The organism is Bacillus sp. 7_6_55CFAA_CT2 (genome assembly GCF_000238655.1).
Taxonomy (GTDB): domain Bacteria; phylum Bacillota; class Bacilli; order Bacillales; family Bacillaceae_G; genus Bacillus_A; species Bacillus_A cereus.
Genome location: NZ_JH414718.1, coordinates 36,938 through 59,223 on the forward strand (window position 1 = coordinate 36,938; position 22,286 = coordinate 59,223).

Consider the following 22,286-nt stretch of genomic DNA (forward strand, 5'->3'; position numbering starts at 1 on the left):
GGTTCATTTCTAGAACCGTACGCCAATCACGAAGGGAGGCACCAAAATGGCTCGTAGCTTAAAAAAAGGACCATTTGTCGATGATCACTTAATGAGCAAAATGGAAAAATTAGTTGCATCTGAGCAAAAACAAGTTGTTAAAACTTGGTCTCGCCGTTCAACAATCTTCCCTCAGTTCATCGGACACACAATCGCTGTATATGATGGTCGTAAACACGTACCTGTGTACATCACTGAGGATATGGTTGGCCATAAGTTAGGTGAATTCGCACCAACTCGTACGTACAAAGGTCACCTTGCTGACGATAAGAAAACTAGAAGATAATGAGAGGAGGCACTTCAATGCAAGCTAAAGCAGTAGCGAGAACAGTTCGTATTGCTCCTCGTAAAGTTCGTTTAGTAGTAGACTTAATCCGAGGTAAGCAAGTGGGTGAAGCGATTGCTATCCTTAACCACACACCAAAAACTGCTTCTCCAGTTGTAGAAAAAGTTTTAAAATCTGCAATCGCAAATGCAGAGCACAATTATGAGATGGACATTAACAACCTAGTTGTTGAAAAAGTTTTCGTTGACGAAGGTCCAACGTTAAAACGTTTCCGTCCACGTGCAATGGGTCGTGCAAGCCAAATTAACAAACGCACAAGCCACATCACAGTTGTGGTATCAGAAAAGAAGGAGGGATAATCGATGGGTCAAAAGGTTAATCCAATTGGTCTTCGTGTCGGCGTTATCCGTGACTGGGAATCTCGTTGGTTCGCTGAGAAAGATTACGCTACATTATTACATGAAGACATCAAAATCCGTGAGTACATTAATGTACGCTTAAAAGATTCTGCTGTTGCTAAAGTAGAAATCGAACGTGCAGCAAATCGTGTAAATGTTACAATTCACACTGCAAAACCTGGTATGGTAATTGGTAAAGGTGGTACTGAAGTTGAAGCACTTCGTAAAGCTCTTAACCAATTAACAGGCAAGCGTGTACACATCAACATTTTAGAAGTTAAGAGAGCTGATCTTAACGCTAAATTAGTAGGCGAAAACATCGCTCGTCAATTAGAAAACCGTGTATCATTCCGTCGTGCACAAAAGCAAGTTATTCAACGTGCTATGCGTGCAGGTGCTAAAGGTATTAAAACACAGGTTTCTGGTCGTCTTGGCGGAGCTGATATCGCTCGTGCAGAATCTTACAGTGAAGGAACTGTTCCACTTCATACACTTCGCGCTGATATTGACTATGCAGCAGTTGAAGCTGATACAACATACGGTAAATTAGGCGTAAAAGTATGGATCTACCGTGGAGAAGTCCTTCCTACAAAAAAGAAAGCTTCTGAGGAAGGAGGAAAATAATATGTTAATGCCAAAACGCGTAAAATATCGTAGAGAGCATCGTGGTAAAATGCGTGGTCGTGCTAAAGGTGGAACTGAAATTGCTTTCGGTGAATTCGGTTTACAAGCACAAGCTGCTTCATGGATTACAAACCGTCAAATCGAAGCTGCTCGTCGTGCAATGACTCGTTACATGAAACGTGGCGGTAAAGTATGGATTAAAATTTTCCCTTCTAAACCTTACACTGCAAAACCTCTAGAAGTACGTATGGGTTCCGGTAAAGGGGCACCAGAAGGCTGGGTAGCAGTAGTAAAACCTGGGAAAATTATGTTCGAAATCGCGGGTGTATCTGAAGAGGTAGCACGCGAAGCATTACGTCTTGCAGCTCACAAGTTACCTGTGAAATGTAAATTCGTAAAACGTGAAGAAAATGGTGGTGAATCTAATGAAAACTAATGATATTCGTGAATTAACCACTGCCGAAATCGAAACAAAAGTTAAAGCTTTAAAGGAAGAGTTGTTTAATCTTCGCTTCCAACTTGCTACAGGACAATTAGAGAATCCAACTCGCATTCGTGAAGTGCGTAAAGCAATTGCTCGTATGAAAACTGTAGTTCGTGAAAGAGAGATCGGAATTAATCGATAAATTGAGGGGAGGTTTGCATAGTGAGCGAACGTAACCAACGCAAAGTTTATACTGGTCGTGTAGTGTCTGACAAAATGGACAAAACGATTACAGTTTTAGTTGAAACTTACAAAACTCATTCCTTGTACGGAAAACGTGTTAAGTATTCTAAGAAGTACAAAGCCCATGATGAGCAAAACCAAGCGAAACTTGGCGATATCGTTAAAATCATGGAAACTCGCCCGCTTTCTGCTACTAAGCGTTTCCGTTTAGTTGAAATCGTTGAAGAAGCGGTTATTATCTAAATAGACGAATCGGAATTTTTAGTCCGAAGGGAGGTTTCATAACATGATCCAACAAGAATCTCGTTTGAAAGTTGCTGACAACTCTGGTGCACGTGAACTTTTAACAATTAAAGTATTAGGCGGCTCTGGTCGTAAATATGCTAACATTGGTGACATTATCGTTGCTACGGTAAAACAAGCAACACCAGGTGGCGTTGTTAAAAAAGGTGACGTTGTTAAAGCAGTAGTGGTACGTACGAAGAGCGGAGCTCGTCGTCCGGACGGTTCTTACATCAAATTTGATGAAAACGCAGCGGTTATCATTAAAGACGATAAGAGCCCACGTGGTACTCGTATCTTCGGACCAGTAGCTCGTGAATTACGTGATAGCAACTTCATGAAGATCGTTTCTTTAGCTCCAGAAGTTCTATAATTTAAGGTATTGCCTTGCTAAGGAGGTGCAGAATTAAGATGCATGTAAAAAAAGGTGATAAAGTACAGGTAATCACTGGTAAAGACAAAGGAAAACAAGGCGTTATCCTTGTGGCTTTCCCAAAGCAAAACCGTGTTATCGTTGAGGGTGTCAATATCGTTAAGAAGCACTCTAAGCCATCTCAATTAAATCCACAAGGTGGAATTATTACTAAAGAAGCACCTATTCACGTTTCTAACGTTATGATTTTAGATCCGAAAACAGGTGAACCTACTCGTGTAGGCTTCAAAGTAGAAGATGGTAAAAAAGTTCGTATTGCAAAAAAATCTGGTGAATTATTAGATAAATAATTTTCTTAAGAAAGGAGGTCACTTCATTGAATCGCCTTAAAGAGAAGTTCCAAAAGGAAATTACTCCTGCTCTAGTGAGCAAGTTTAACTATAAATCTGTAATGCAGGTACCAAAAATCGAAAAGATCGTAATCAACACTGGTGTTGGTGACGCGGTATCTAACTCAAAAGCGTTAGACAACGCAGTAGAAGAATTAACACAAATCACAGGTCAAAAACCTGTTGTAACTCGTGCTAAAAAATCAATCGCTGGTTTCCGTCTTCGTGAAGGTATGCCAATCGGTGCGAAAGTAACTTTACGCGGCGAGCAAATGTATGAGTTCTTCGACAAATTAGTATCAGTTTCTTTACCACGTGTACGTGATTTCCGTGGTGTTTCTAAGAAATCATTCGATGGTCGTGGAAACTATACATTAGGTGTTAAAGAGCAACTTATTTTCCCTGAGATTGATTATGATAAAGTAAGCAAAGTCCGCGGTATGGACATCGTAATCGTTACTACAGCGAAAACTGATGAAGAAGCTCGTGAACTTTTAACACAATTCGGTATGCCATTCCAAAAATAATGGAAGCCAACGCTAAGTAGAGGAGGCGAAAACGTGGCTAAAAAATCTATGATAGCGAAACAAAAGCGTACTCCTAAGTTTAAAGTACAAGAGTATACACGTTGCGAACGCTGCGGTCGTCCGCATTCTGTATACCGCAAATTTAAACTTTGCCGTATTTGTTTCCGTGAACTTGCATATAAAGGTCAAATTCCTGGTGTTAAAAAAGCTAGTTGGTAAAACCCACAAATGGGAAGGAGGTAAAACACATGGTGATGACAGATCCAATTGCAGACATGCTTACTCGCATCCGTAATGCGAACATGGTACGTCATGAGAAATTAGAGGTTCCTGCTTCTAAAATCAAAAAAGAGATCGCTGAACTTTTAAAACGTGAAGGTTTCATTCGTGATGTAGAATACATCGAGGATAACAAACAAGGTATCCTTCGTATTTTCCTGAAATATGGTGCAAACAATGAACGTGTAATCACTGGATTAAAACGTATCAGTAAACCTGGCTTACGCGTTTACGCTAAAGCTGACGAAGTACCACGTGTACTTAACGGATTAGGTATCGCTCTTGTTTCTACATCTAAGGGAGTAATGACAGACAAAGACGCTCGTCAATTACAAACTGGTGGAGAAGTAGTAGCATACGTTTGGTAATATATATTTAAAACGAACGGAGGTGTGACCACATGTCTCGTATTGGTAAAAAGATTCTTGAAATCCCTGCAGGTGTTACTATTACAGTTGCAGAAGACAATACTGTAACAGTAAAAGGCCCTAAAGGTGAATTAACTCGTACTTTCAATGCTGATATGCTTATCAAAATTGAAGAGAATACATTAACAGTTGAGCGTCCATCTGAACAGAAGGAACACCGTGCATTACACGGTACAACTCGTGCTTTAATCGGAAACATGGTTGAAGGTGTAACTGAAGGTTTCGCACGCGGACTTGAATTAGTCGGTGTTGGTTACCGTGCTCAAAAACAAGGTGATAAACTTGTATTAAGCGTAGGTTATTCTCATCCAGTAGAAATGACTCCGGAAGCAGGTCTTGAAGTTGAAGTACCTGCACCAACTAAGATCGTAATTAAAGGTATCGACAAGCAACGTGTTGGCGAATTCGCTGCTAACATCCGTGCTGTACGTGCTCCTGAGCCTTACAAAGGTAAAGGTATTCGTTACGAAGGCGAAGTTGTTCGTCGTAAAGAAGGTAAAACTGCTAAGTAAACCCGTTAGGTGAGAGAAAGGAGTGACAAGAATGATCACTAAAGCTGATAAAAATGCGACTCGTAAGAAAAGACATGCACGTGTACGTGCTAAACTTACTGGTACTGCAGAGCGTCCACGTTTAAACGTGTTCCGTTCTAACCAACATATTTACGCTCAAGTTATTGATGATGTGAATGGTGTAACGTTAGTAAGTGCATCTACTCTTGATAAAGACCTTGCTCTTAACGGTACTAGCAATATTGAAGCTGCTACGAAAGTTGGAGAATCAGTTGCTAAGCGTGCTGTAGAGAAAGGCGTTAAAGAAGTAGTATTTGATCGCGGTGGTTACTTATACCATGGCCGTGTTAAAGCTCTAGCTGAAGCTGCTCGTGAGGCTGGATTACAATTTTAATGGTCAAAGGAGGGAAAATTGATGCATCGCATTGACCCAAGTAAATTAGAACTTGAAGAACGTGTAGTTACGATAAATCGTGTCGCGAAAGTTGTTAAGGGTGGTCGTCGTTTCCGCTTTGCTGCACTAGTTGTAGTTGGCGATAAAAACGGTCATGTTGGATTCGGTACTGGTAAAGCACAAGAGGTACCAGACGCAATCCGTAAAGCTATCGAAGACGCTAAGAAAAACTTAATCGCTGTACCATTAGTTGGTACAACAATTCCACACACAATCAACGGTCATTTTGGCGCTGGTGAAGTATTCTTAAAACCTGCTGCTGAGGGTACTGGTGTTATTGCTGGTGGACCTGTTCGTGCGGTCCTTGAATTAGCTGGTGTACAAGATATTCTTTCGAAATCTCTTGGTTCTAACACACCAATCAACATGATTCGCGCTACTGTGAACGGATTAAGCGAACTTAAGCGCGCTGAAGATGTTGCAAAATTACGCGGTAAATCTGTAGAAGAGCTACTAGGTTAAGGAGGGAAAACAAATGGCGAAAAAGTTAGAAATTACCCTCACTCGTAGTGTAATTGGTCGTCCACAAGATCAACGTGCGACGGTAGAAGCTTTAGGTCTTAAAAAGTTGAATTCAACTGTAGTTAAGGAAGAAACTCCTGCTATTCTTGGTATGATCAACAAAGTTTCTCACCTTGTAACTGTAAAAGAAGCTTAAGGATAACTCATTAATATAAGGAGGTGCCTGGGAATGAAACTTCATGAATTAAAACCTGCAGAAGGTTCTCGTAAAGTACGTAACCGTGTCGGTCGTGGTATCGGTTCTGGTAACGGTAAAACTGCTGGTAAAGGTCATAAAGGACAAAACGCACGTTCTGGCGGCGGTGTTCGTCTTGGCTTCGAAGGTGGTCAAACTCCATTATTCCGTCGTTTACCAAAACGCGGCTTCACAAACATTAACCGTAAAGAGTTTGCTATTGTAAACTTATCAACGTTAAATCGTTTTGAAGATGGTACAGAAGTAACACCTGAATTATTGCTGGAAACTGGCGTTATCAGCAAGTTAAACGACGGTGTTAAAGTTCTTGCAAGCGGAGCAGTAGAGAAAAAACTAACTGTTAAAGCGCACAAGTTCTCTTCAAGTGCTAAAGAAGCAATTGAAGCAGCTGGCGGATCAGTTGAGGTGATCTAATGTTTCGTACAATCTCCAACTTTATGCGCGTTGCTGAGATAAGACGTAAAATATTATTCACTTTAGCGATGTTAATCGTATTCAGGATTGGCACGTTTATCCCCGTGCCATTTACAAATGGAGACGTACTGAAGGCACAAGATCAATTAAATGCTTTAGGTATTCTAAATACATTTGGCGGTGGAGCCTTGAAAAACTTCTCCATCTTTGCGATGGGAATCATGCCGTATATTACAGCATCCATCATCGTGCAATTATTGCAGATGGATGTTGTTCCTAAATTTTCGGAATGGTCGAAGCAAGGTGAAATGGGCCGTCGTAAATTAACGCAATTCACGCGTTACTTTACAATTGTTCTTGCGTTTATTCAGGGGTTTGGTATGTCAATCGGTTTTAACGGTATGGTAGGTGGACAATTAATTTTGAATCCAGGTTGGAGCACTTATTTATACATTGCTACGGTACTGACTGCTGGTACTGCATTTTTAATGTGGTTAGGTGAACAGATTACAGCTAAAGGTGTAGGTAATGGTATTTCCATCCTTATCTTTGGCGGTATTGCCGCAGCGATCCCAAGTGTTATATCTCAAGTGTATCAGCAACAGTTTCAAAATATCGGAGATCAATTGTTCATGAGTATCGTTAAAGTTGCATTGATTTTACTAGCTGTGCTAGCAGTTATTGTGGGTGTTATTTTCATTCAACAGGCTGTTAGAAAGATCCCAATTCAATATGCGAAGCGTGTAACAGGAGGAAATGGTGGTTATGCTGGAGCACAAAACACACATTTACCGCTTAAGGTAAATAGTGCTGGTGTTATTCCAGTAATTTTTGCTGTTTCATTCTTAATTACGCCTCCGACTATTGCACAGTTCTTCCCGAAACATGATGTATCGCAGTGGATTATTGCAAACTTTAACTATTCTCACCCAGTGGGAATGATCATATATGTTGCGCTCATTGTAGCCTTCACATATTTCTATGCATTTGTTCAGGTTAATCCAGAGCAAATGTCAGAGAATCTAAACAAGCAAGGTGGATATGTTCCAGGTATTCGTCCGGGTAAGAATACGGAACAATATCTAACAAAAATCTTGTATCGTTTGACCTTTGTAGGATCAATTTTCCTAGCAGCGATTGCAATCTTACCAGTTATCTTTACGAAATTGGGAAATCTTCCTCCATCTGCACAGATCGGTGGAACGAGTATGTTAATCGTTGTCGGCGTTGCTTTAGAAACAATGAAGCAGCTAGAAAGCCAACTGGTAAAACGCCATTACAAAGGGTTTATCAAGCAGTGAGTAAGTGGGAAGAATTGTCTTCCCTACATGCTCATGTACTCTGAGGGGGAACAAGGATGAACTTAATTTTAATGGGGCTTCCTGGTGCTGGTAAAGGTACACAAGCCGAACAGATTGTTGCCAAGTATAACATCCCTCACATTTCAACAGGAGACATGTTCCGTGCAGCTATGAAGGCTGAAACTGAAATGGGTCTACAAGCAAAATCTTTTATTGATAAAGGTGCACTTGTTCCAGATGAAGTTACAATCGGAATCGTTCGTGAACGTTTAAGTCAAGACGACTGCGTAAGAGGTTTCTTACTAGACGGTTTCCCACGAACTGTTGCACAAGCATCAGCTCTTGAAGAAATTATGAAAGATCTTGGCAAAAAAATCGACTATGTTTTAAACATTAATGTGGATTCAGGGTTGTTATTAAAACGCCTTACAGGCCGTCGCATTTGTAAAGAGTGCGGTGCGACTTACCACTTAGAATTCAATCCACCAGCAAAAGCTGATGTGTGCGATAAATGTGGTGGCGAATTATATCAACGCTCTGATGACAATGAAGAAACTGTAGCAAATCGTTTAGATGTAAATATTAAGCAAACAAAACCTTTGCTTGATTTCTACGAAGAGCTTGGTTACTTACAAAGCATTAATGGTGAGCAAGATATCAATAAAGTATTTGCTGATATCGATGTTCTCATCGGAGGCTTAGCGTAATGATAATCTGCAAAACTCCTCGCGAGATAGAAATCATGCGAGAAGCTGGCAGGATCGTTGCTTTGACTCATCAAGAGTTGAAACAGCACATTACTCCAGGAATTACAACGAAAGAGCTCGATCAAATAGCGGAAAAGACGATTCAAAAATATGGTGCTACGCCATCTTTTAAAGGATACAACGGATTTCCGGGGAGCATATGTGCTTCTGTAAATGAAGAGCTTGTACACGGAATTCCAGGGAAGCGCAAGCTCAAAGAGGGCGATATCATCAGTATCGATATTGGTGCGAAATACAATGGGTACCATGGAGATTCTGCATGGACGTATCCAGTTGGAAACATTTCTGAATCTGTTCAAAAGCTACTTGATGTCACAGAAAAATCGTTGTATCTTGGTCTAGAACAAGTAAAACCAGGCGAGAGATTATCAAATATCTCACATGCGGTTCAAACCCATGCTGAAGAGAATGGATTCTCGATCGTTAGGGAGTATGTTGGTCACGGAATCGGGCAAGACTTACATGAGGACCCTCAAATCCCGCACTATGGTCCACCAAATAGAGGCCCTAGATTAAAGCCGGGAATGGTCATCTGTGTTGAGCCGATGGTGAATCAAGGAAGACGATATGTAAAAACACTATCTGATGACTGGACAGTGGTAACGGTAGATGGTAAATGGTGTGCCCATTTTGAGCACACGATTGCTCTTACAGAAGCAGGATACGAAATCCTTACCACTTTATAAGTAGCTGGCTCTCCGGGATTTCAGAGCAGTGTAAAATGTTACTGATTTGAAGAAGGGAGAACTATTGAATGGCTAAAGATGATGTAATTGAAGTCGAAGGTACCGTTCTTGAAACGTTGCCAAATGCTATGTTCAAAGTAGAATTAGAGAATGGGCATGTCGTATTGGCTCACGTTTCTGGTAAAATCCGTATGAACTTCATTCGTATTTTACCAGGAGACAAAGTTACGGTAGAATTATCTCCGTACGATTTAAATCGTGGTCGTATTACGTACCGTTTTAAATAATATAGCACTCCGTAATCTTTAAGGAGGTTCGAGACATGAAAGTAAGACCGTCAGTTAAACCAATCTGCGAAAAATGTAAAGTTATTCGTAGACGTGGAAAAGTAATGGTTATTTGTGAAAACCCTAAACATAAACAAAAACAAGGTTAATCAGAAGGAGGTGCATTCGTAATGGCACGTATCGCAGGTGTAGATATTCCTCGAGACAAACGCGTTGTTATTTCTTTAACTTACGTATTCGGCATTGGTCGCACAACTGCTGAAAAAATTCTTGCTGAAGCAGGTATTTCTGAAGAAACACGAGTTCGTGATTTAACGGAAGACGAATTAGGACGTATCCGTGATATCATCGATCGTATTAAAGTTGAGGGAGACCTTCGTCGTGAAGTATCTCTTAACATCAAACGTCTAATGGAGATCGGTTCTTACCGTGGTCTTCGTCACCGTCGTGGTTTACCAGTTCGTGGTCAAAACTCTAAAAACAATGCTCGTACACGTAAAGGTCCACGTCGTACAGTAGCAAATAAAAAGAAATAATAAGTAAAGGAGGTTGAACTAACAATGGCACGTAAAACAAACACTCGTAAAAAACGTGTGAAAAAGAATATTGAAGCTGGTATAGCTCATATTCGTTCTACTTTCAACAACACAATCGTAACACTTACAGATACTCACGGTAACGCACTTTCTTGGTCTAGTGCTGGTGCACTTGGTTTCCGTGGATCTCGTAAATCTACTCCATTCGCTGCGCAAATGGCTGCTGAAACTGCTGCTAAAGCTGCAATGGAACACGGTTTAAAAACTTTAGAGGTTACTGTTAAAGGTCCTGGTGCTGGTCGTGAAGCTGCAATTCGTGCTCTTCAAGCTGCAGGTCTAGAAGTAACAGCAATTAGAGATGTTACTCCAGTTCCTCATAATGGATGTCGTCCACCAAAACGTCGTCGTGTGTAATTTTTCTGTATAGAATTTTCCCTTTTGTCTATAATGGATATGATGCATTATCGAGAAATTTCGTACAGAAACATCGCTTGTTGTGCACAATCGGGAACTGCCTAAGGGGGACTTTCGGTTAGACAGGGGTTATACCTTTGTTTAACCGGGGTTTCGACGTTTTGAAGGAGGGTTTAGTTAATGATTGAAATCGAAAAGCCGAAAATCGAAACGGTTGAACTTAACGAAGATGCTAAATATGGTAAATTCGTAATTGAACCGCTTGAGCGTGGATATGGTACTACTTTGGGTAACTCCTTACGTCGTATTCTTTTATCCTCACTCCCTGGTGCCGCTGTTACTGCTATCCAAATCGATGGCGTATTACATGAATTTTCAACAGTTGAGGGCGTAGTAGAAGACGTTACGACGATCATCTTAAACTTGAAAAAGTTAGCTCTTAAAATCTACTCTGAAGAAGAGAAGACGTTGGAAATTGATGTACAGGGCGAAGGTATTGTCACAGCTGCTGATATTACTCACGATAGTGATGTAGAAATCTTAAATCCAGATTTACACATTGCAACGTTAGCAAAAGATGCGCATTTCCGCGTGCGTTTAACTGCAAAGCGTGGCCGTGGGTATACGCCAGCTGATGCAAATAAAAGCGAAGATCAACCAATAGGAGTAATTCCTATTGATTCTATTTATACTCCAGTATCACGTGTGACTTACCAAGTGGAAAAGACACGTGTCGGACAAGTGGCTAATTATGATAAGCTTACGCTTGATGTATGGACGGATGGAAGCATCGGGCCAAAAGAAGCTATCTCTTTAGGTGCCAAAATCTTAACTGAGCATTTAAATATCTTTGTTGGTTTAACTGATGAAGCACAAAATGCTGAGATTATGGTCGAGAAGGAAGAAGATCAAAAAGAGAAAGTTCTTGAGATGACTATCGAAGAACTAGACCTTTCTGTTCGTTCTTATAATTGCCTAAAACGTGCAGGAATTAATACTGTACAAGAGCTTGCGAACAAAACAGAAGAAGATATGATGAAAGTTCGTAACTTAGGACGTAAATCCTTAGAAGAAGTTAAACATAAACTTGAGGAATTAGGTTTAGGTTTACGTAAAGACGACTGAGGATTTAAACCCATCAACAAAGGAGGGAACTACGAATGGCATACAGAAAATTAGGCCGTACAAGTGCGCAACGTAAAGCTATGTTACGTGATTTAGCTACTGATTTAATTATCAACGAGCGCATCCAAACGACAGAAACTCGTGCAAAAGAACTTCGTTCTGTAGTGGAAAAAATGATCACTTTAGGTAAACGCGGAGATCTTCATGCTCGTCGTCAAGCAGCAGCTTTCATTCGCAATGAAGTAGCTAACGCTGAGACTGGTCAAGATGCACTTCAAAAACTATTCGCTGATGTAGCTCCACGCTATGCTGAGCGCCAAGGCGGATACACTCGTATTGCAAAAATTGGTCCACGTCGCGGAGACGCAGCACCAATGGTAATTATCGAGTTAGTATAATGATAATTAAAAGGGCAGGACAGTTCTTTTCAAGAAACTGGTCATGGCCCTTTTTTTTAAATATAAAAATAGGCTAACTGTGGGAAGGAAAGGGTGCCTTCTATTGAAAAAAGAGAAACTTCGGATAGAAAATATATCATTTCAATATCCTGGGGCAGCCACTTATGCATTAAAAGATGTTTCATTTTCCTTATATGAGGGAGAGTGGGTATCTATTATTGGACAAAACGGTTCAGGAAAGTCTACACTTGCAAAATTATTGAATGGTTTGTTTTTGCCAGAAGCAGGGACTATTACAGTAAATGATACAATGGTTTTATCAGAGGAAACGGTATGGGATGTTCGAAAACAAATTGGAATGGTATTTCAAAATCCAGATAATCAATTTGTTGGAACAACAGTGCAAGATGATGTTGTATTTGGCTTAGAGAATATCGGAATGCCAAGAGAACAAATGATTGAAAGATTAGAACAGGCCTTGCGACTTGTCCGTATGGAAGATTTTCTTAATGATGAGCCTCATTCCTTATCTGGTGGGCAAAAGCAGCGAGTGGCAATAGCAGGCGTTTTAGCACTTCAACCATCTATTTTAATATTAGATGAAGCAACGTCAATGTTAGACCCTCAAGGGAGACGTGAAGTAGTAGAAACGGTTAGACAACTTGTTACTCAAAAAGGTATTACCGTGTTATCGATTACGCACGATTTAGAAGAAGCGGCACAGTCAGATCGTGTCATTATTTTAAATAAGGGAGAAATATTAGAGGAAGGGACTCCAGAAAAAATTTTCAAATCCTCTCATATGCTCCAAGAAATTGGCTTAGATGTACCGTTTTCAGTGAAAATAGCAGAATTATTAAAAAGAAATGAAATTCTCTTGCAAAATACGCATCTTACAATGGAAAGCTTGGTGAACGAACTTTGGAGATTACATTCCAAAAAGTAGAGCATCGTTATCAATATAAAACTCCATTTGAAAGACGCGCACTTTATGATGTAGATGTGTCGTTTCCAAGTGGGGGCTATTATGCCATTATTGGTCATACTGGTTCAGGTAAGTCAACGATGATTCAACATTTAAATGGTTTATTGCAGCCGACAAATGGTACAGTTCAAATTGGTGAACATTTGATTTCGGCAGGAAAGAAAGAAAAAAAGTTAAAGCCACTACGTAAAAAAGTAGGGGTTGTCTTTCAATTCCCAGAACATCAGTTGTTTGAAGAGACTGTGGAGAAAGATATTTGTTTCGGCCCTACTAATTTTGGAGTATCTGTAGACGAAGCAAGGCAAAAGGCTAGAAAGGCAATTGAACTTGTAGGGCTAGAACCGGAACTGTTAACACGTTCTCCGTTCGAATTAAGTGGTGGACAAATGAGACGTGTTGCTATAGCGGGTGTACTGGCGATGGAACCTGAAGTGCTTGTATTAGATGAACCTACAGCAGGACTGGATCCAAAAGGGCAGAACGAACTTATGGAGATGTTTTATAAGCTGCACAAGGAGAAAGGTCTTACAGTTATCCTTGTAACGCATAATATGGAGGATGCTGCTCAGTATGCGGAGCAGATTGTAGTTATGCATAAAGGAACGGTCTTTTTGCAAGGAAGTGCAGAGGAAGTATTTTCACATGCCGATGAACTAGAGAAAATTGGTGTGGATCTTCCTATGTCATTAAAGTATAAACGTGCAATTGAAGAGAAGTTTGGTATTTCAATTCCAAAGGCTACCTTATCTTTAGAGGATCTTACTCATGAAGTTGTGCAGGTGTTACGAAAAGGTGGTCATGAATCATGCAGCAGTTGATTATTGGGAGATATATCCCGGGGAATTCACTTATTCATCAACTTGATCCACGTACGAAGCTGCTGATTGTCTTTTTATATGTATTTGTTGTTTTCTTAGCAAATAATGCGATTTCATATGGATTTTTATTTTTATATGCACTCATTGCTTTATTTTTTGCAAAAGTGCCGATTCGTTATGTACTTTCGGGCTTAAAACCAATTTTATGGATTTTTCTTTTTACATTTTTCCTGCATATTTTTACAAATAAGGAGGGGGATGTACTATTCCAGCTTGGTTGGTTTTCGATATATGAAAAAGGATTAGAGCAAGGGATATACATTTCTGTACGATTCTTCGTTATTATTTTAATGACGACATTATTAACGTTAACGACGACACCTATTGAAATTACAGATGGTTTGGAGACGTTATTAAAGCCGTTGAAGCGTATAAAGGTTCCTGTTCATGAAATCGCATTAATGATGTCAATTTCTCTTCGTTTTATCCCGACATTAATGGATGAAACGAGTAAAATAATGAAAGCACAAGCGTCACGTGGTATTGATTTTGCCGGGGGACCGATAAAAGATAGAATGAAAGCTATTATTTCACTGCTCGTTCCTCTGTTTATCAGTGCTTTTAAGCGTGCAGAGGACTTAGCCATTGCGATGGAAGCTCGTGGATATCAAAGTGGTGAAGGACGTACTAAATTTAGGCAACTACGCTGGAAAACAAGCGATACAGTAACGATTGTCAGCTTATTTTGTTTAGCTTGTATTTTGGCATGGGTGCGATCGTAATGGAGAATAGAGAAATGGATAGAATAAAATGTACGGTTGCATATGATGGCATGCATTTTTGTGGTTATCAAATTCAGCCGAACCATCGTACTGTTCAACAGGAGATAGAAAAAGCATTGCAGAAATTGCATAAGGGAGAACTTGTTCGTGTTCAGGCATCTGGTAGAACAGATTCTACAGTTCATGCAAAAGGACAAGTAATACACTTTGATACTCCTTTGTCTCTTGAAGAGTGGCAATGGATTAATGCTTTAAACACAATGTTGCCAGATGATATTGTTATTAGGCAAGTAGAGAAAAAAACAGAAGAATTTCATGCACGTTACGGTGTTGAGAAAAAAGAATATCGTTATCGTGTATTATTATCAAAGACTGCGGATGTATTCCGTAGAAATTACGTATATCAATATCCATACCCGCTCGAAATCAACTCTATAAGAAAAGCAATTCCTTATTTTATTGGAACACATGATTTCACTTCTTTTTGTTCGGCAAAAACTGACAAAAAAGATAAAGTGCGAACAATTTATGAAATCGAGTTAATTGAACAAAATGATGAAATAATTTTTCGTTTTGTAGGTAATGGATTTTTATATAATATGGTCAGAATTATTGTTGGTACGTTACTTAGCGTAGGGCAAGGAAAGCTTGATCCTGATAGCATTCCAGAGATTTTAGCGAAACAAAATCGTCAGTTTGCTGGAAAGATGGCTCCAGGTCATGGGCTTTACTTATGGGAGGTAAACTATAACAACTAATCCTGGTGTAACATTTGCTTGACATTAGAAACTCAAAAGTATATCATAACATATGGTATTGTTTCTAAAACCACGATTAGCCCCGGAAGGAAATCGTGTTTAAGATAAACAATAGATTTTTTCTATGGAAAAGATAACGAGGAGGGAAACACATGCGTACGACTTTTATGGCAAAAGCTAACGAAGTTGAGCGTAAATGGTATGTGGTTGATGCTGAAGGTCAAACTTTAGGTCGCCTTGCTAGTGAAGTAGCATCCATTTTACGTGGTAAAAACAAACCTACATTTACACCACACGTTGACACGGGTGATCATGTAATTATTATTAACGCTGAGAAAATTCATTTAACAGGTAATAAATTAAACGATAAAATTTACTACCGTCACACTAACCACCCAGGTGGACTTAAGCAAAGAACAGCTCTTGAAATGCGTACAAACTACCCTGTACAAATGTTAGAGCTTGCAATTAAAGGCATGCTTCCAAAAGGACGCTTAGGCCGTCAAGTTTCTAAGAAACTTAACGTGTATGCTGGAGCAGAGCATCCACACCAAGCACAAAAACCAGAAGTTTACGAACTTCGCGGATAATTAATTAAAGGAGGGCTTACTTTGGCACAGGTTCAATACTATGGCACTGGACGTCGTAAGAGTTCAGTAGCGCGCGTACGCCTAGTTCCAGGCGAAGGACGCGTTATCATTAACGGTCGTGATTTTGAAAACTATATCCCATTTGCTGCATTACGTGAAGTAGTGAAACAACCTCTAGTTGCAACAGAAACTTTAGGTAACTACGATGTACTTGTAAACGTAAATGGTGGTGGATACACTGGTCAAGCTGGTGCTATTCGTCACGGTATTTCTCGCGCTTTATTAAAAGCTGATCCAGAATACCGTCTAACACTAAAACGTGCAGGTCTATTAACTCGTGACGCACGTATGAAAGAGCGTAAAAAATACGGTCTTAAAGGCGCACGTCGTGCACCTCAGTTCTCAAAACGTTAATTTTTGCGAACTACAAACCCCAACCATTTTGGTTGGGGTTTTTTTATGTTTCATTCCTCTTTTGCAATTTTTATAGCTTGGAATATTTTAGTGCTACCGCCACGCGTATGCTTCTTCTTTAGAAGTTTAGACTAATACGTATTAGGGAGGTTTATAAGTACTATGAATGTCATTGTCAGCTTACAAGAAAAACAAAAAGAAAAGCAGTTAAAATACGAGCGGAAGATGTTGCGGGAATTATCATTAAAAACATTGCGTTCAAATATTCGTGATGCCTTTCAAATGCAAGAGCTTCATCGTCAGTATGAAGATTACTGTATTGAATTAGGGATAGAATCTTATTTATTAGGAGCGAGATACAGTAAATTTGGTTATTATGGTGAATCGTTTTTTGATGTGAAATATAGAGCTTTAGAAGAAGAACAACAATTAACTGAAACGCTATTTCAATTTTTAACGAGTATGACTATGCGAGAAATAAAGTTGAAAGATGAGGAATTACTTTTTGAATCTTGTCAGCAGTTTATAGGATTGTGGTGGCAAGAAGGGTATGAAAAAGGTGAAAGAAGATATCGATTAAAGCTTCATTAAGACAAGCATAAACTTTCCTCTTGTCCCATATAAGTAATTAGAGGGACTAGCTGGAGGAGGAAAGGTATGAAGAGAATTCGAATTATCTCTTTTGCACTCGCTGCGGTTGTATTGTTTTTTTTAGTCAAACAAGAATTTCAAATTACAAAATCGTGGCGTGCTTGGAATTTACCCTTATCAGGGAAAGTAATCGTATTAGATGCTGGGCATGGTGGACCAGATGGAGGGGCTGTTGGTGGAAAGGATATTATAGAAAAGGATATTACGCTTGAAATTACAAAAAAGGTACAAGACTATTTACAAGAACAAGGTGCACTAGTCATTTTAACGCGTGAGGGAGATTATGATTTAGCTAACAAAGATACAAAGTCATATAGCAGACGTAAAGCAGAGGATTTAAAAAAACGTGTAGAAATCATCAATAAACCTGATGTAGACTTTTTTGCAAGTATTCATTTAAATGCTTTAACTAGTAGTGGATCGAAAGGCGCACAAACGTTCTATTACCGCTCTTCAATTGAAAATGAACGTGCTGCAAAATTTATACAGGCTGAATTGAGAACAAGTTTAGAGAACACGAATCGTTCTGCTAAGACTATTTCGCATGTGTATTTATTAAAGTATTCTAAAACACCAGGTGCTTTAATTGAAGCTGGCTTTTTATCGAATGTGAACGAAAGGTATATGTTAAATTCGGAGAAATATCAGCAAAAGGTAGCAGCTGCAATATACCGTGGTATATTACGTTATTTCACGGAAAAAGGAAATCCTCCAGAATAAGGAGGATTTTTTTGAGCTTCTCTTGTTAACGAAGTTTTCGGAAAATATGTTATACTGGAAATGTAAACGCATTTATTTCAAGAATAAGCAGAGATAAATTCAATTAACATTACGTTATTTTTCATACAGGGGGCTGGGCTAATTATGGTAACGAAAGAGCAAGTGGTTGAAGCGTTAGAAGGGATTGTAGATCCGTTTTTACATAAAACTTTAAAAGAAACAAGTGCAATTAAAGAGGTAACAGTCAAGCCAGAGAAGGAACATGTGAGTGTCAAAATTGCAATCGTAAAAACCGGTACAGCGGAACAAATGCAGTTGCAGTCTGGAATTGTAAAGTTAGTAAAAGAACTTGGGGCAGCAACAGTTGGACTTCGTTTTGCAGAATTTACAGAAGAGGAATTAGCTCAGTTTGCACCGGAACAAGAAGAAGAGCAAAGTGAATCTTTATTGTCACCTAATTCAAAAACAACATTCTTAGCGGTAGCGAGTGGAAAAGGTGGCGTGGGAAAATCAACTGTTTCCGTTAACCTTGCAGTTGCTTTAGCTCGTTTAGGAAAAAAAGTTGGTATTATCGATGCGGACATTTACGGTTTTAGTGTGCCAGACATGATGGGGATAGAAAAACGTCCTATCGTAAGAGGTGACAAGATAATTCCGGTGGAACGTTTAGGTGTAAAGGTAATCTCAATGGGCTTCTTTGTAGAGGATAATGCACCAGTTATTTGGAGAGGACCTATGCTTGGGAAAATGTTAAACCACTTCTTCACAGAAGTAGAATGGGGCGATTTAGATTATTTAGTACTAGATTTGCCACCAGGCACAGGTGATGTTGCGTTAGATGTGCACTCAATGTTGCCATCTTGCAAAGAGATTATTGTAACGACGCCTCATCCAACAGCTGCGTTTGTAGCAGCGCGTGCTGGAGCGATGGCATTGCGCACTGAACATAGTATTCTTGGTGTTGTTGAGAATATGGCATATTTTGAAAGTAAGGTAACTGGTGAGAAAGAATATGTATTTGGAAAAGGCGGGGGAGATAAGTTAGCTGCCGAATTACAAACAAATGTTCTTGGGCGTATTCCACTACAACAACCCGATTGGAATAAAGAAGACTTTGCTCCTTCAGTATATGAAGATACACATACAACGGGCATTATTTATAGTAAAATAGCTGAAACAGTAATTGATAAAACAGCTGTTACACAAAAATAAAGTGAAACTTTAATCAGTGGGGTTTACCTGTTACTGACAACAATAAGGCTGTAAACCTTTCGCTTAACTAGAGGGGTCCATTTTGTCTATTAATAGCAAGATAAAGTAATAACGAGTGAACAATGTATACATTGTTCACTCGTTATTATAGTTATTATTTTTTACTGTTCTTCCTTCTTCTCGTCTTGAGAACCACCGTCACCGCCTGCTTCTTTCTTACCGGATCCGCCTTTTTCAGCTTTTTGCACACCTTTACTAATGATATCAATCATCTTGGCTTGGAAGAGTGGACTTTCAGCAGTTTCTGTTAGTACTTGTTGTAGATATTGACGGTATTCTTTACTCTTCATTGTTTGTAACATCATTTTTTCTACTTCAGGATTTTTCATAATTTCTATAACGCCTGCTTGGTATTCAGGGTCTTTTAGTAAGGTTTTCATTAATTGAGTTTGTTCTTTCCCCATACTTTTAGCAAACTTTGATGAGAACTCAGGATCTTTAAAGAGCTTTTCCCAGAATTGTTGCCCTTTATCGGATACCATGGCATCTTCAATCGTTTTCTTTACTACTGTTTCATCTAGTATGAGTGCTTGTTTCATTTTTTCATCAGTTAATACATCTTGAATAGCTTTCTTACCTTGATCTGTTTTTAAAATATCAACAATCATTTTCTTTGTTTGATCGTAATCTAGTTCGGATTTCGTTTCTTTTCCTTGTGCGCATGCTGCAAGTGCGATAAGTAGAAAAGAAGAAACGAAAATGAATAGCATCCGTTTCATAAGTTGGAACTCCTTTCAGCACAGTTCTCTCTTTTTAATATAAATATCTTTAAGGAATTTATACATGAACATGGCTAGCTTTTTGAAATTGTCATTGATACAATTTAATTAGAAATATAAGGATAATGGGGGATGTGTTGTGAATAGCCGCAAGTGGGTACGACTATTTTTAACGACGTTGTTTCTTGGTGGAATTAGCACAGTTATTATTGGTTTTGTTTTGGAGTGGGACAAGTACAATAAATTTTTTCAAAATTTCGACGGCAAGGAGATTTTAGCAGTATCTTTCTGGCTGATGGGTGTAGGATTTATTTTTAGTGTTATAAGTCAAATGGGATTCTTTGCATATTTAACAATCCACCGTTTTGGACTAGGGATGTTCCGCTCATCTTCTTTATGGAATGCAGTCCAGCTCTTCTTTATTGCATTCGTATTATTTGATTTTGTGTATTTAAGATCTGTACTTATTGCAAATGGGGAAGTCTCGTTAGGGAATAACATACTTGTTGCTGGAATATTATTTGTGTTTGGAGCAATTGTTGCTTATGTAAAAAGCAAAGAAACAAATAAAAAAGCATTTGTGCCAGCTCTGTTCTTTATGGTTGTTGTAACAATCCTTGAATGGGTACCGGCGCTTCGGATTAATGATACAGATTGGTTATATTTAATGGTTATACCGCTATTGTTATGTAACGCATATCAATTACTTGTATTACATCGTTTAATCGGAAAAACAAGTAAATCAGCTTAATAGAGAGATTTTATACACCAGCAGTTATAATGCTGGAAATGGTATGATTAAAAAAGCTCTACCACCTTCTTGAAAGGTAGTAGAGCTTTTTATGCGTGAAGAGTGGTAGGGAAGAAGCTACTTCACATCTTCACTTTTCGTACTTGTGTTGGAAATAAGTTGTGATACGGATATTTGCTCATATCCATCACTTTTTATTTTTTGCAGGAGCAGCGGTAAAGCTCTATTTGTTTGAAGGGCAGAATCGGATGCGTGTAATAAGACGATATCTCCACCTTTCAAATTATTAGAGACAGTGGAAACGATGTTATTTACACCTGGGTTTTTCCAATCGTTTGAATTATTACTCCAATGCACGACGGTGTATCCAAGTGATTCTGCGATTTTAAGGGTTGCTTTGTTAAATTCGCCACTAGGTGGACGTAACAGCTTGACTTGTTTTACACCAAGTTTCGTAAAAACATCTTGTGCTCGTAAAAGGTCTCGTCTTATTTCATTTGTCTCTAGAGAAGTGTAGGATGTGTAATTGTACCCCATACTACCGATTTCGTGTCCGTCTTTCATGATTCGCTCTACAATATCGGGGTGTCTTTCGGCCCATGCAGCAGAAAGGAAGAATGTTGCATTCTTAATTTCTCTTTCTTTAAGAGTATCTAGGATTGGAATTGCTTTTTTGTCTCCCCAACTAATATCAAACGTAAATGCAACTTGCTTTTTAGCGGTGTCTCCTTTGTAAATTACTTTAGGGCCTGTAGCAGTTGAAAAAGCAGATTCATGTGAATATGTTTTTAAAAAGAGTAGCCATGCTGTAAATAAGGACAGTATCACTATTAAGCTAATGTGTTTAAAATTTCTCTTACTCGTAATAAAAAAGAAAAACATAATATTACGCCCCTTTGTCCAATCCTTTTCAGTTACATATATGCTGTAAATATAAAAAAGAGAACAAAGGATTAATATCGTAAGTAGTGGATATAATGGATGATAGGATTGTGATAATTGAAAATGAGCGGAACGTTTATTGTTGCGTAAGGAATTATTGAGGTGATTGTTTGCTTGGGCTGATGTTGACAAAAGAAGAGAGAAAAGAAATGGAATACATATTGAAGAGAGAATTAGAGGAACTTTTATTTGATTTTGAAGATGAGCGTATTCATGAAGTTGTAAAAAAAGCCATGGAAGAAAGATATAAAATCATTTTCTGTTTATTCCGGAGAGTAGCTAACACAGAAGAATGTATTCGTTATGTAAGAAAAAGAATTTTTTATTAAAAAGTGTTGACGTTAATAGTTTGTATATGTTAAATTAATAACCGTCGCTGATGCGGAAACGCAGAAAACGACAAAAAGAAATTGAAAAACTTAGTTGACATCGAAAAACGAAAATGTTAACATAAGGAAGTCGCAAATGAGCGACCAAGTAGTTCTTTGAAAACTGAACGAAACAAACAACGTGAAACGTCAATTTTTATTTTAAATGCTAGACAAACTAACTTTATTGGAGAGTTTGATCCTGGCTCAGGATGAACGCTGGCGGCGTGCCTAATACATGCAAGTCGAGCGAATGAATTAAGAGCTTGCTCTTATGAAGTTAGCGGCGGACGGGTGAGTAACACGTGGGTAACCTGCCCATAAGACTGGGATAACTCCGGGAAACCGGGGCTAATACCGGATAACATTTTGAACCGCATGGTTCGAAATTGAAAGGCGGCTTCGGCTGTCACTTATGGATGGACCCGCGTCGCATTAGCTAGTTGGTGAGGTAACGGCTCACCAAGGCAACGATGCGTAGCCGACCTGAGAGGGTGATCGGCCACACTGGGACTGAGACACGGCCCAGACTCCTACGGGAGGCAGCAGTAGGGAATCTTCCGCAATGGACGAAAGTCTGACGGAGCAACGCCGCGTGAGTGATGAAGGCTT

General features: G+C 39.1%; 38 protein-coding genes and 1 rRNA gene. 37 read left to right on the forward strand and 2 right to left on the reverse strand.

Going from position 1 to position 22,286, the window contains the following annotated elements; genetic code table 11:
* The first annotated feature begins 46 nt into the window (after positions 1–46).
* The 34 genes from rpsS to salA all read left to right on the forward strand — a co-directional run bounded on the left by rpsS (position 47) and on the right by salA (position 18,834).
* Entirely contained in the window at positions 47–325 is a 279-nt protein-coding gene (rpsS, locus tag HMPREF1014_RS28160; protein ID WP_000124454.1) for a 30S ribosomal protein S19, read from the forward strand.
* A 17-nt stretch (positions 326–342) separates the two neighbouring features.
* On the forward strand, positions 343–684 hold the full coding sequence (gene rplV, locus HMPREF1014_RS28165; RefSeq protein WP_001148024.1) for a 50S ribosomal protein L22: 342 nt from the start codon (positions 343–345) through the stop codon (positions 682–684).
* Positions 685–687: 3 nt separating this feature from the next.
* Entirely contained in the window at positions 688–1,347 is a 660-nt protein-coding gene (rpsC, locus tag HMPREF1014_RS28170; RefSeq protein ID WP_000529956.1) for a 30S ribosomal protein S3, read from the forward strand.
* Position 1,348: 1 nt separating this feature from the next.
* Complete coding sequence (gene rplP / locus HMPREF1014_RS28175; RefSeq protein ID WP_000928969.1) at positions 1,349–1,783, forward strand: 50S ribosomal protein L16; 435 nt, start codon at positions 1,349–1,351, stop codon at positions 1,781–1,783.
* The gene (gene rpmC, locus HMPREF1014_RS28180) at positions 1,773–1,973 is read left to right on the forward strand and encodes a 50S ribosomal protein L29 (protein WP_000855718.1); all 201 of its coding nucleotides are present in this window, start codon (positions 1,773–1,775) and stop codon (positions 1,971–1,973) included. The genes rplP and rpmC overlap by 11 nt, the downstream gene beginning before the upstream one ends.
* 20 nt (positions 1,974–1,993) lie before the next feature.
* Positions 1,994–2,257 carry a 30S ribosomal protein S17 gene (rpsQ, locus tag HMPREF1014_RS28185; protein WP_000004106.1) on the forward strand — a complete coding sequence of 88 codons (264 nt, stop codon included), beginning with the start codon at positions 1,994–1,996 and terminating at the stop codon, positions 2,255–2,257.
* Between the two features lie 43 nt (positions 2,258–2,300).
* On the forward strand, positions 2,301–2,669 hold the full coding sequence (gene rplN / locus HMPREF1014_RS28190) for a 50S ribosomal protein L14 (RefSeq protein ID WP_000615912.1): 369 nt from the start codon (positions 2,301–2,303) through the stop codon (positions 2,667–2,669).
* 38 nt (positions 2,670–2,707) lie between these two features.
* Positions 2,708–3,019, forward strand: coding sequence for a 50S ribosomal protein L24 (gene rplX, locus HMPREF1014_RS28195; protein ID WP_000558200.1), 312 nt, complete (start codon positions 2,708–2,710; stop codon positions 3,017–3,019).
* Positions 3,020–3,045: 26 nt separating this feature from the next.
* Positions 3,046–3,585, forward strand: a complete 540-nt coding sequence (gene rplE / locus HMPREF1014_RS28200) for a 50S ribosomal protein L5 (RefSeq protein ID WP_001080831.1) — start codon at positions 3,046–3,048, stop codon at positions 3,583–3,585.
* Positions 3,586–3,618: 33 nt separating this feature from the next.
* Positions 3,619–3,804, forward strand: a complete 186-nt coding sequence (gene rpsN / locus HMPREF1014_RS28205; RefSeq protein ID WP_001085700.1) for a 30S ribosomal protein S14 — start codon at positions 3,619–3,621, stop codon at positions 3,802–3,804.
* Between the two features lie 29 nt (positions 3,805–3,833).
* On the forward strand, positions 3,834–4,232 hold the full coding sequence (gene rpsH / locus HMPREF1014_RS28210) for a 30S ribosomal protein S8 (RefSeq protein WP_000245511.1): 399 nt from the start codon (positions 3,834–3,836) through the stop codon (positions 4,230–4,232).
* Between the two features lie 32 nt (positions 4,233–4,264).
* The gene (rplF, locus tag HMPREF1014_RS28215) at positions 4,265–4,804 is read left to right on the forward strand and encodes a 50S ribosomal protein L6 (RefSeq protein WP_000086558.1); all 540 of its coding nucleotides are present in this window, start codon (positions 4,265–4,267) and stop codon (positions 4,802–4,804) included.
* Positions 4,805–4,835: 31 nt separating this feature from the next.
* Positions 4,836–5,198, forward strand: a complete 363-nt coding sequence (gene rplR, locus HMPREF1014_RS28220; RefSeq protein ID WP_000628816.1) for a 50S ribosomal protein L18 — start codon at positions 4,836–4,838, stop codon at positions 5,196–5,198.
* Between the two features lie 21 nt (positions 5,199–5,219).
* Entirely contained in the window at positions 5,220–5,720 is a 501-nt protein-coding gene (rpsE, locus tag HMPREF1014_RS28225; RefSeq protein WP_000554646.1) for a 30S ribosomal protein S5, read from the forward strand.
* A 13-nt stretch (positions 5,721–5,733) separates the two neighbouring features.
* The gene (gene rpmD, locus HMPREF1014_RS28230; protein ID WP_001085234.1) at positions 5,734–5,916 is read left to right on the forward strand and encodes a 50S ribosomal protein L30; all 183 of its coding nucleotides are present in this window, start codon (positions 5,734–5,736) and stop codon (positions 5,914–5,916) included.
* A gap of 33 nt (positions 5,917–5,949) precedes the next feature.
* Positions 5,950–6,390, forward strand: a complete 441-nt coding sequence (gene rplO / locus HMPREF1014_RS28235; protein ID WP_000766081.1) for a 50S ribosomal protein L15 — start codon at positions 5,950–5,952, stop codon at positions 6,388–6,390.
* On the forward strand, positions 6,390–7,691 hold the full coding sequence (gene secY, locus HMPREF1014_RS28240) for a preprotein translocase subunit SecY (protein WP_000490117.1): 1,302 nt from the start codon (positions 6,390–6,392) through the stop codon (positions 7,689–7,691). The genes rplO and secY overlap by 1 nt, the downstream gene beginning before the upstream one ends.
* A 56-nt stretch (positions 7,692–7,747) precedes the next feature.
* Positions 7,748–8,398, forward strand: a complete 651-nt coding sequence (locus HMPREF1014_RS28245) for an adenylate kinase (protein WP_001048989.1) — start codon at positions 7,748–7,750, stop codon at positions 8,396–8,398.
* Positions 8,398–9,144, forward strand: a complete 747-nt coding sequence (map, locus tag HMPREF1014_RS28250) for a type I methionyl aminopeptidase (RefSeq protein ID WP_000582539.1) — start codon at positions 8,398–8,400, stop codon at positions 9,142–9,144. The genes HMPREF1014_RS28245 and map overlap by 1 nt, the downstream gene beginning before the upstream one ends.
* A 68-nt stretch (positions 9,145–9,212) precedes the next feature.
* Positions 9,213–9,431 carry a translation initiation factor IF-1 gene (gene infA / locus HMPREF1014_RS28255; RefSeq protein WP_001029884.1) on the forward strand — a complete coding sequence of 73 codons (219 nt, stop codon included), beginning with the start codon at positions 9,213–9,215 and terminating at the stop codon, positions 9,429–9,431.
* 35 nt (positions 9,432–9,466) lie between these two features.
* Positions 9,467–9,580: a 50S ribosomal protein L36 gene (gene rpmJ, locus HMPREF1014_RS28260; RefSeq protein ID WP_000868344.1), complete on the forward strand. Its 114-nt coding sequence runs from the start codon at positions 9,467–9,469 to the stop codon at positions 9,578–9,580.
* 21 nt (positions 9,581–9,601) lie between these two features.
* Positions 9,602–9,967, forward strand: a complete 366-nt coding sequence (rpsM, locus tag HMPREF1014_RS28265; RefSeq protein ID WP_000090788.1) for a 30S ribosomal protein S13 — start codon at positions 9,602–9,604, stop codon at positions 9,965–9,967.
* A 24-nt stretch (positions 9,968–9,991) separates the two neighbouring features.
* Complete coding sequence (gene rpsK / locus HMPREF1014_RS28270; protein WP_000101798.1) at positions 9,992–10,381, forward strand: 30S ribosomal protein S11; 390 nt, start codon at positions 9,992–9,994, stop codon at positions 10,379–10,381.
* 180 nt (positions 10,382–10,561) lie between these two features.
* A complete protein-coding gene (locus HMPREF1014_RS28275) occupies positions 10,562–11,506 on the forward strand; it encodes a DNA-directed RNA polymerase subunit alpha (protein ID WP_000569643.1) in 945 nt (314 codons plus the stop codon).
* A gap of 35 nt (positions 11,507–11,541) precedes the next feature.
* Positions 11,542–11,904, forward strand: coding sequence for a 50S ribosomal protein L17 (rplQ, locus tag HMPREF1014_RS28280; RefSeq protein WP_000331490.1), 363 nt, complete (start codon positions 11,542–11,544; stop codon positions 11,902–11,904).
* Positions 11,905–12,007: 103 nt separating this feature from the next.
* A complete protein-coding gene (locus tag HMPREF1014_RS28285) occupies positions 12,008–12,850 on the forward strand; it encodes an energy-coupling factor ABC transporter ATP-binding protein (RefSeq protein ID WP_000711759.1) in 843 nt (280 codons plus the stop codon).
* Positions 12,826–13,707 carry an energy-coupling factor ABC transporter ATP-binding protein gene (locus HMPREF1014_RS28290; protein WP_000406535.1) on the forward strand — a complete coding sequence of 294 codons (882 nt, stop codon included), beginning with the start codon at positions 12,826–12,828 and terminating at the stop codon, positions 13,705–13,707. Before HMPREF1014_RS28285 ends, HMPREF1014_RS28290 begins: the two co-directional genes overlap by 25 nt.
* Positions 13,695–14,489, forward strand: coding sequence for an energy-coupling factor transporter transmembrane component T family protein (locus tag HMPREF1014_RS28295; protein WP_001186526.1), 795 nt, complete (start codon positions 13,695–13,697; stop codon positions 14,487–14,489). Before HMPREF1014_RS28290 ends, HMPREF1014_RS28295 begins: the two co-directional genes overlap by 13 nt.
* Positions 14,490–14,503: 14 nt before the next feature.
* Positions 14,504–15,247: a tRNA pseudouridine(38-40) synthase TruA gene (gene truA, locus HMPREF1014_RS28300; protein ID WP_002098927.1), complete on the forward strand. Its 744-nt coding sequence runs from the start codon at positions 14,504–14,506 to the stop codon at positions 15,245–15,247.
* Positions 15,248–15,399: 152 nt separating this feature from the next.
* Entirely contained in the window at positions 15,400–15,837 is a 438-nt protein-coding gene (rplM, locus tag HMPREF1014_RS28305; RefSeq protein ID WP_001260793.1) for a 50S ribosomal protein L13, read from the forward strand.
* Between the two features lie 21 nt (positions 15,838–15,858).
* Positions 15,859–16,251, forward strand: coding sequence for a 30S ribosomal protein S9 (rpsI, locus tag HMPREF1014_RS28310; protein WP_000079986.1), 393 nt, complete (start codon positions 15,859–15,861; stop codon positions 16,249–16,251).
* A gap of 162 nt (positions 16,252–16,413) precedes the next feature.
* A complete protein-coding gene (locus HMPREF1014_RS28315) occupies positions 16,414–16,842 on the forward strand; it encodes a DUF2521 family protein (protein ID WP_001101005.1) in 429 nt (142 codons plus the stop codon).
* Positions 16,843–16,908: 66 nt separating this feature from the next.
* Positions 16,909–17,622, forward strand: coding sequence for an N-acetylmuramoyl-L-alanine amidase CwlD (gene cwlD / locus HMPREF1014_RS28320; protein WP_000822439.1), 714 nt, complete (start codon positions 16,909–16,911; stop codon positions 17,620–17,622).
* Positions 17,623–17,766: 144 nt separating this feature from the next.
* On the forward strand, positions 17,767–18,834 hold the full coding sequence (salA, locus tag HMPREF1014_RS28325; RefSeq protein WP_000256627.1) for an iron-sulfur carrier protein/transcriptional regulator SalA: 1,068 nt from the start codon (positions 17,767–17,769) through the stop codon (positions 18,832–18,834).
* Positions 18,835–18,995: 161 nt separating this feature from the next.
* On the opposite strand, the gene gerD is transcribed toward salA, so the two are convergent.
* Positions 18,996–19,613, reverse strand: coding sequence for a spore germination lipoprotein GerD (gene gerD / locus HMPREF1014_RS28330; RefSeq protein ID WP_000827293.1), 618 nt, complete (start codon positions 19,611–19,613; stop codon positions 18,996–18,998).
* 139 nt (positions 19,614–19,752) lie between these two features.
* Between gerD and kbaA the strand changes: the two genes are divergently transcribed.
* Positions 19,753–20,364: a KinB signaling pathway activation protein KbaA gene (gene kbaA, locus HMPREF1014_RS28335; RefSeq protein ID WP_001088526.1), complete on the forward strand. Its 612-nt coding sequence runs from the start codon at positions 19,753–19,755 to the stop codon at positions 20,362–20,364.
* A 117-nt stretch (positions 20,365–20,481) separates the two neighbouring features.
* On the opposite strand, the gene pdaB is transcribed toward kbaA, so the two are convergent.
* Positions 20,482–21,246 carry a polysaccharide deacetylase family sporulation protein PdaB gene (pdaB, locus tag HMPREF1014_RS28340; RefSeq protein WP_000464705.1) on the reverse strand — a complete coding sequence of 255 codons (765 nt, stop codon included), beginning with the start codon at positions 21,244–21,246 and terminating at the stop codon, positions 20,482–20,484.
* Between the two features lie 170 nt (positions 21,247–21,416).
* Between pdaB and HMPREF1014_RS28345 the strand changes: the two genes are divergently transcribed.
* Entirely contained in the window at positions 21,417–21,635 is a 219-nt protein-coding gene (locus tag HMPREF1014_RS28345) for a hypothetical protein (RefSeq protein ID WP_000901147.1), read from the forward strand.
* A 223-nt stretch (positions 21,636–21,858) separates the two neighbouring features.
* A 16S ribosomal RNA gene (locus tag HMPREF1014_RS28350) occupies positions 21,859–22,286 on the forward strand; the annotation flags it as partial.

Coding starts and splice junctions, on each gene's coding strand:
- secY (WP_000490117.1), top strand. CDS start 6,390: ATGTTTCGTACAATCTCCAACTTTATGCGCGTTGCTGAGATAAGACGT.
- salA (WP_000256627.1), top strand. CDS start 17,767: ATGGTAACGAAAGAGCAAGTGGTTGAAGCGTTAGAAGGGATTGTAGAT.
- rplP (WP_000928969.1), top strand. CDS start 1,349: ATGTTAATGCCAAAACGCGTAAAATATCGTAGAGAGCATCGTGGTAAA.
- rplM (WP_001260793.1), top strand. CDS start 15,400: ATGCGTACGACTTTTATGGCAAAAGCTAACGAAGTTGAGCGTAAATGG.
- rplN (WP_000615912.1), top strand. CDS start 2,301: ATGATCCAACAAGAATCTCGTTTGAAAGTTGCTGACAACTCTGGTGCA.
- rpsK (WP_000101798.1), top strand. CDS start 9,992: ATGGCACGTAAAACAAACACTCGTAAAAAACGTGTGAAAAAGAATATT.
- HMPREF1014_RS28275 (WP_000569643.1), top strand. CDS start 10,562: ATGATTGAAATCGAAAAGCCGAAAATCGAAACGGTTGAACTTAACGAA.
- rpmJ (WP_000868344.1), top strand. CDS start 9,467: ATGAAAGTAAGACCGTCAGTTAAACCAATCTGCGAAAAATGTAAAGTT.
- HMPREF1014_RS28315 (WP_001101005.1), top strand. CDS start 16,414: ATGAATGTCATTGTCAGCTTACAAGAAAAACAAAAAGAAAAGCAGTTA.
- rplF (WP_000086558.1), top strand. CDS start 4,265: ATGTCTCGTATTGGTAAAAAGATTCTTGAAATCCCTGCAGGTGTTACT.
- infA (WP_001029884.1), top strand. CDS start 9,213: ATGGCTAAAGATGATGTAATTGAAGTCGAAGGTACCGTTCTTGAAACG.
- cwlD (WP_000822439.1), top strand. CDS start 16,909: ATGAAGAGAATTCGAATTATCTCTTTTGCACTCGCTGCGGTTGTATTG.
- rpsC (WP_000529956.1), top strand. CDS start 688: ATGGGTCAAAAGGTTAATCCAATTGGTCTTCGTGTCGGCGTTATCCGT.
- rpsE (WP_000554646.1), top strand. CDS start 5,220: ATGCATCGCATTGACCCAAGTAAATTAGAACTTGAAGAACGTGTAGTT.
- HMPREF1014_RS28245 (WP_001048989.1), top strand. CDS start 7,748: ATGAACTTAATTTTAATGGGGCTTCCTGGTGCTGGTAAAGGTACACAA.
- rpmC (WP_000855718.1), top strand. CDS start 1,773: ATGAAAACTAATGATATTCGTGAATTAACCACTGCCGAAATCGAAACA.
- rpsH (WP_000245511.1), top strand. CDS start 3,834: ATGGTGATGACAGATCCAATTGCAGACATGCTTACTCGCATCCGTAAT.
- map (WP_000582539.1), top strand. CDS start 8,398: ATGATAATCTGCAAAACTCCTCGCGAGATAGAAATCATGCGAGAAGCT.
- gerD (WP_000827293.1), bottom strand. CDS start 19,613: ATGAAACGGATGCTATTCATTTTCGTTTCTTCTTTTCTACTTATCGCA.
- rpsS (WP_000124454.1), top strand. CDS start 47: ATGGCTCGTAGCTTAAAAAAAGGACCATTTGTCGATGATCACTTAATG.
- rplV (WP_001148024.1), top strand. CDS start 343: ATGCAAGCTAAAGCAGTAGCGAGAACAGTTCGTATTGCTCCTCGTAAA.
- rplR (WP_000628816.1), top strand. CDS start 4,836: ATGATCACTAAAGCTGATAAAAATGCGACTCGTAAGAAAAGACATGCA.
- rpsM (WP_000090788.1), top strand. CDS start 9,602: ATGGCACGTATCGCAGGTGTAGATATTCCTCGAGACAAACGCGTTGTT.
- rplQ (WP_000331490.1), top strand. CDS start 11,542: ATGGCATACAGAAAATTAGGCCGTACAAGTGCGCAACGTAAAGCTATG.
- rplO (WP_000766081.1), top strand. CDS start 5,950: ATGAAACTTCATGAATTAAAACCTGCAGAAGGTTCTCGTAAAGTACGT.
- pdaB (WP_000464705.1), bottom strand. CDS start 21,246: ATGTTTTTCTTTTTTATTACGAGTAAGAGAAATTTTAAACACATTAGC.
- rpmD (WP_001085234.1), top strand. CDS start 5,734: ATGGCGAAAAAGTTAGAAATTACCCTCACTCGTAGTGTAATTGGTCGT.
- rplX (WP_000558200.1), top strand. CDS start 2,708: ATGCATGTAAAAAAAGGTGATAAAGTACAGGTAATCACTGGTAAAGAC.
- truA (WP_002098927.1), top strand. CDS start 14,504: ATGGATAGAATAAAATGTACGGTTGCATATGATGGCATGCATTTTTGT.
- HMPREF1014_RS28295 (WP_001186526.1), top strand. CDS start 13,695: ATGCAGCAGTTGATTATTGGGAGATATATCCCGGGGAATTCACTTATT.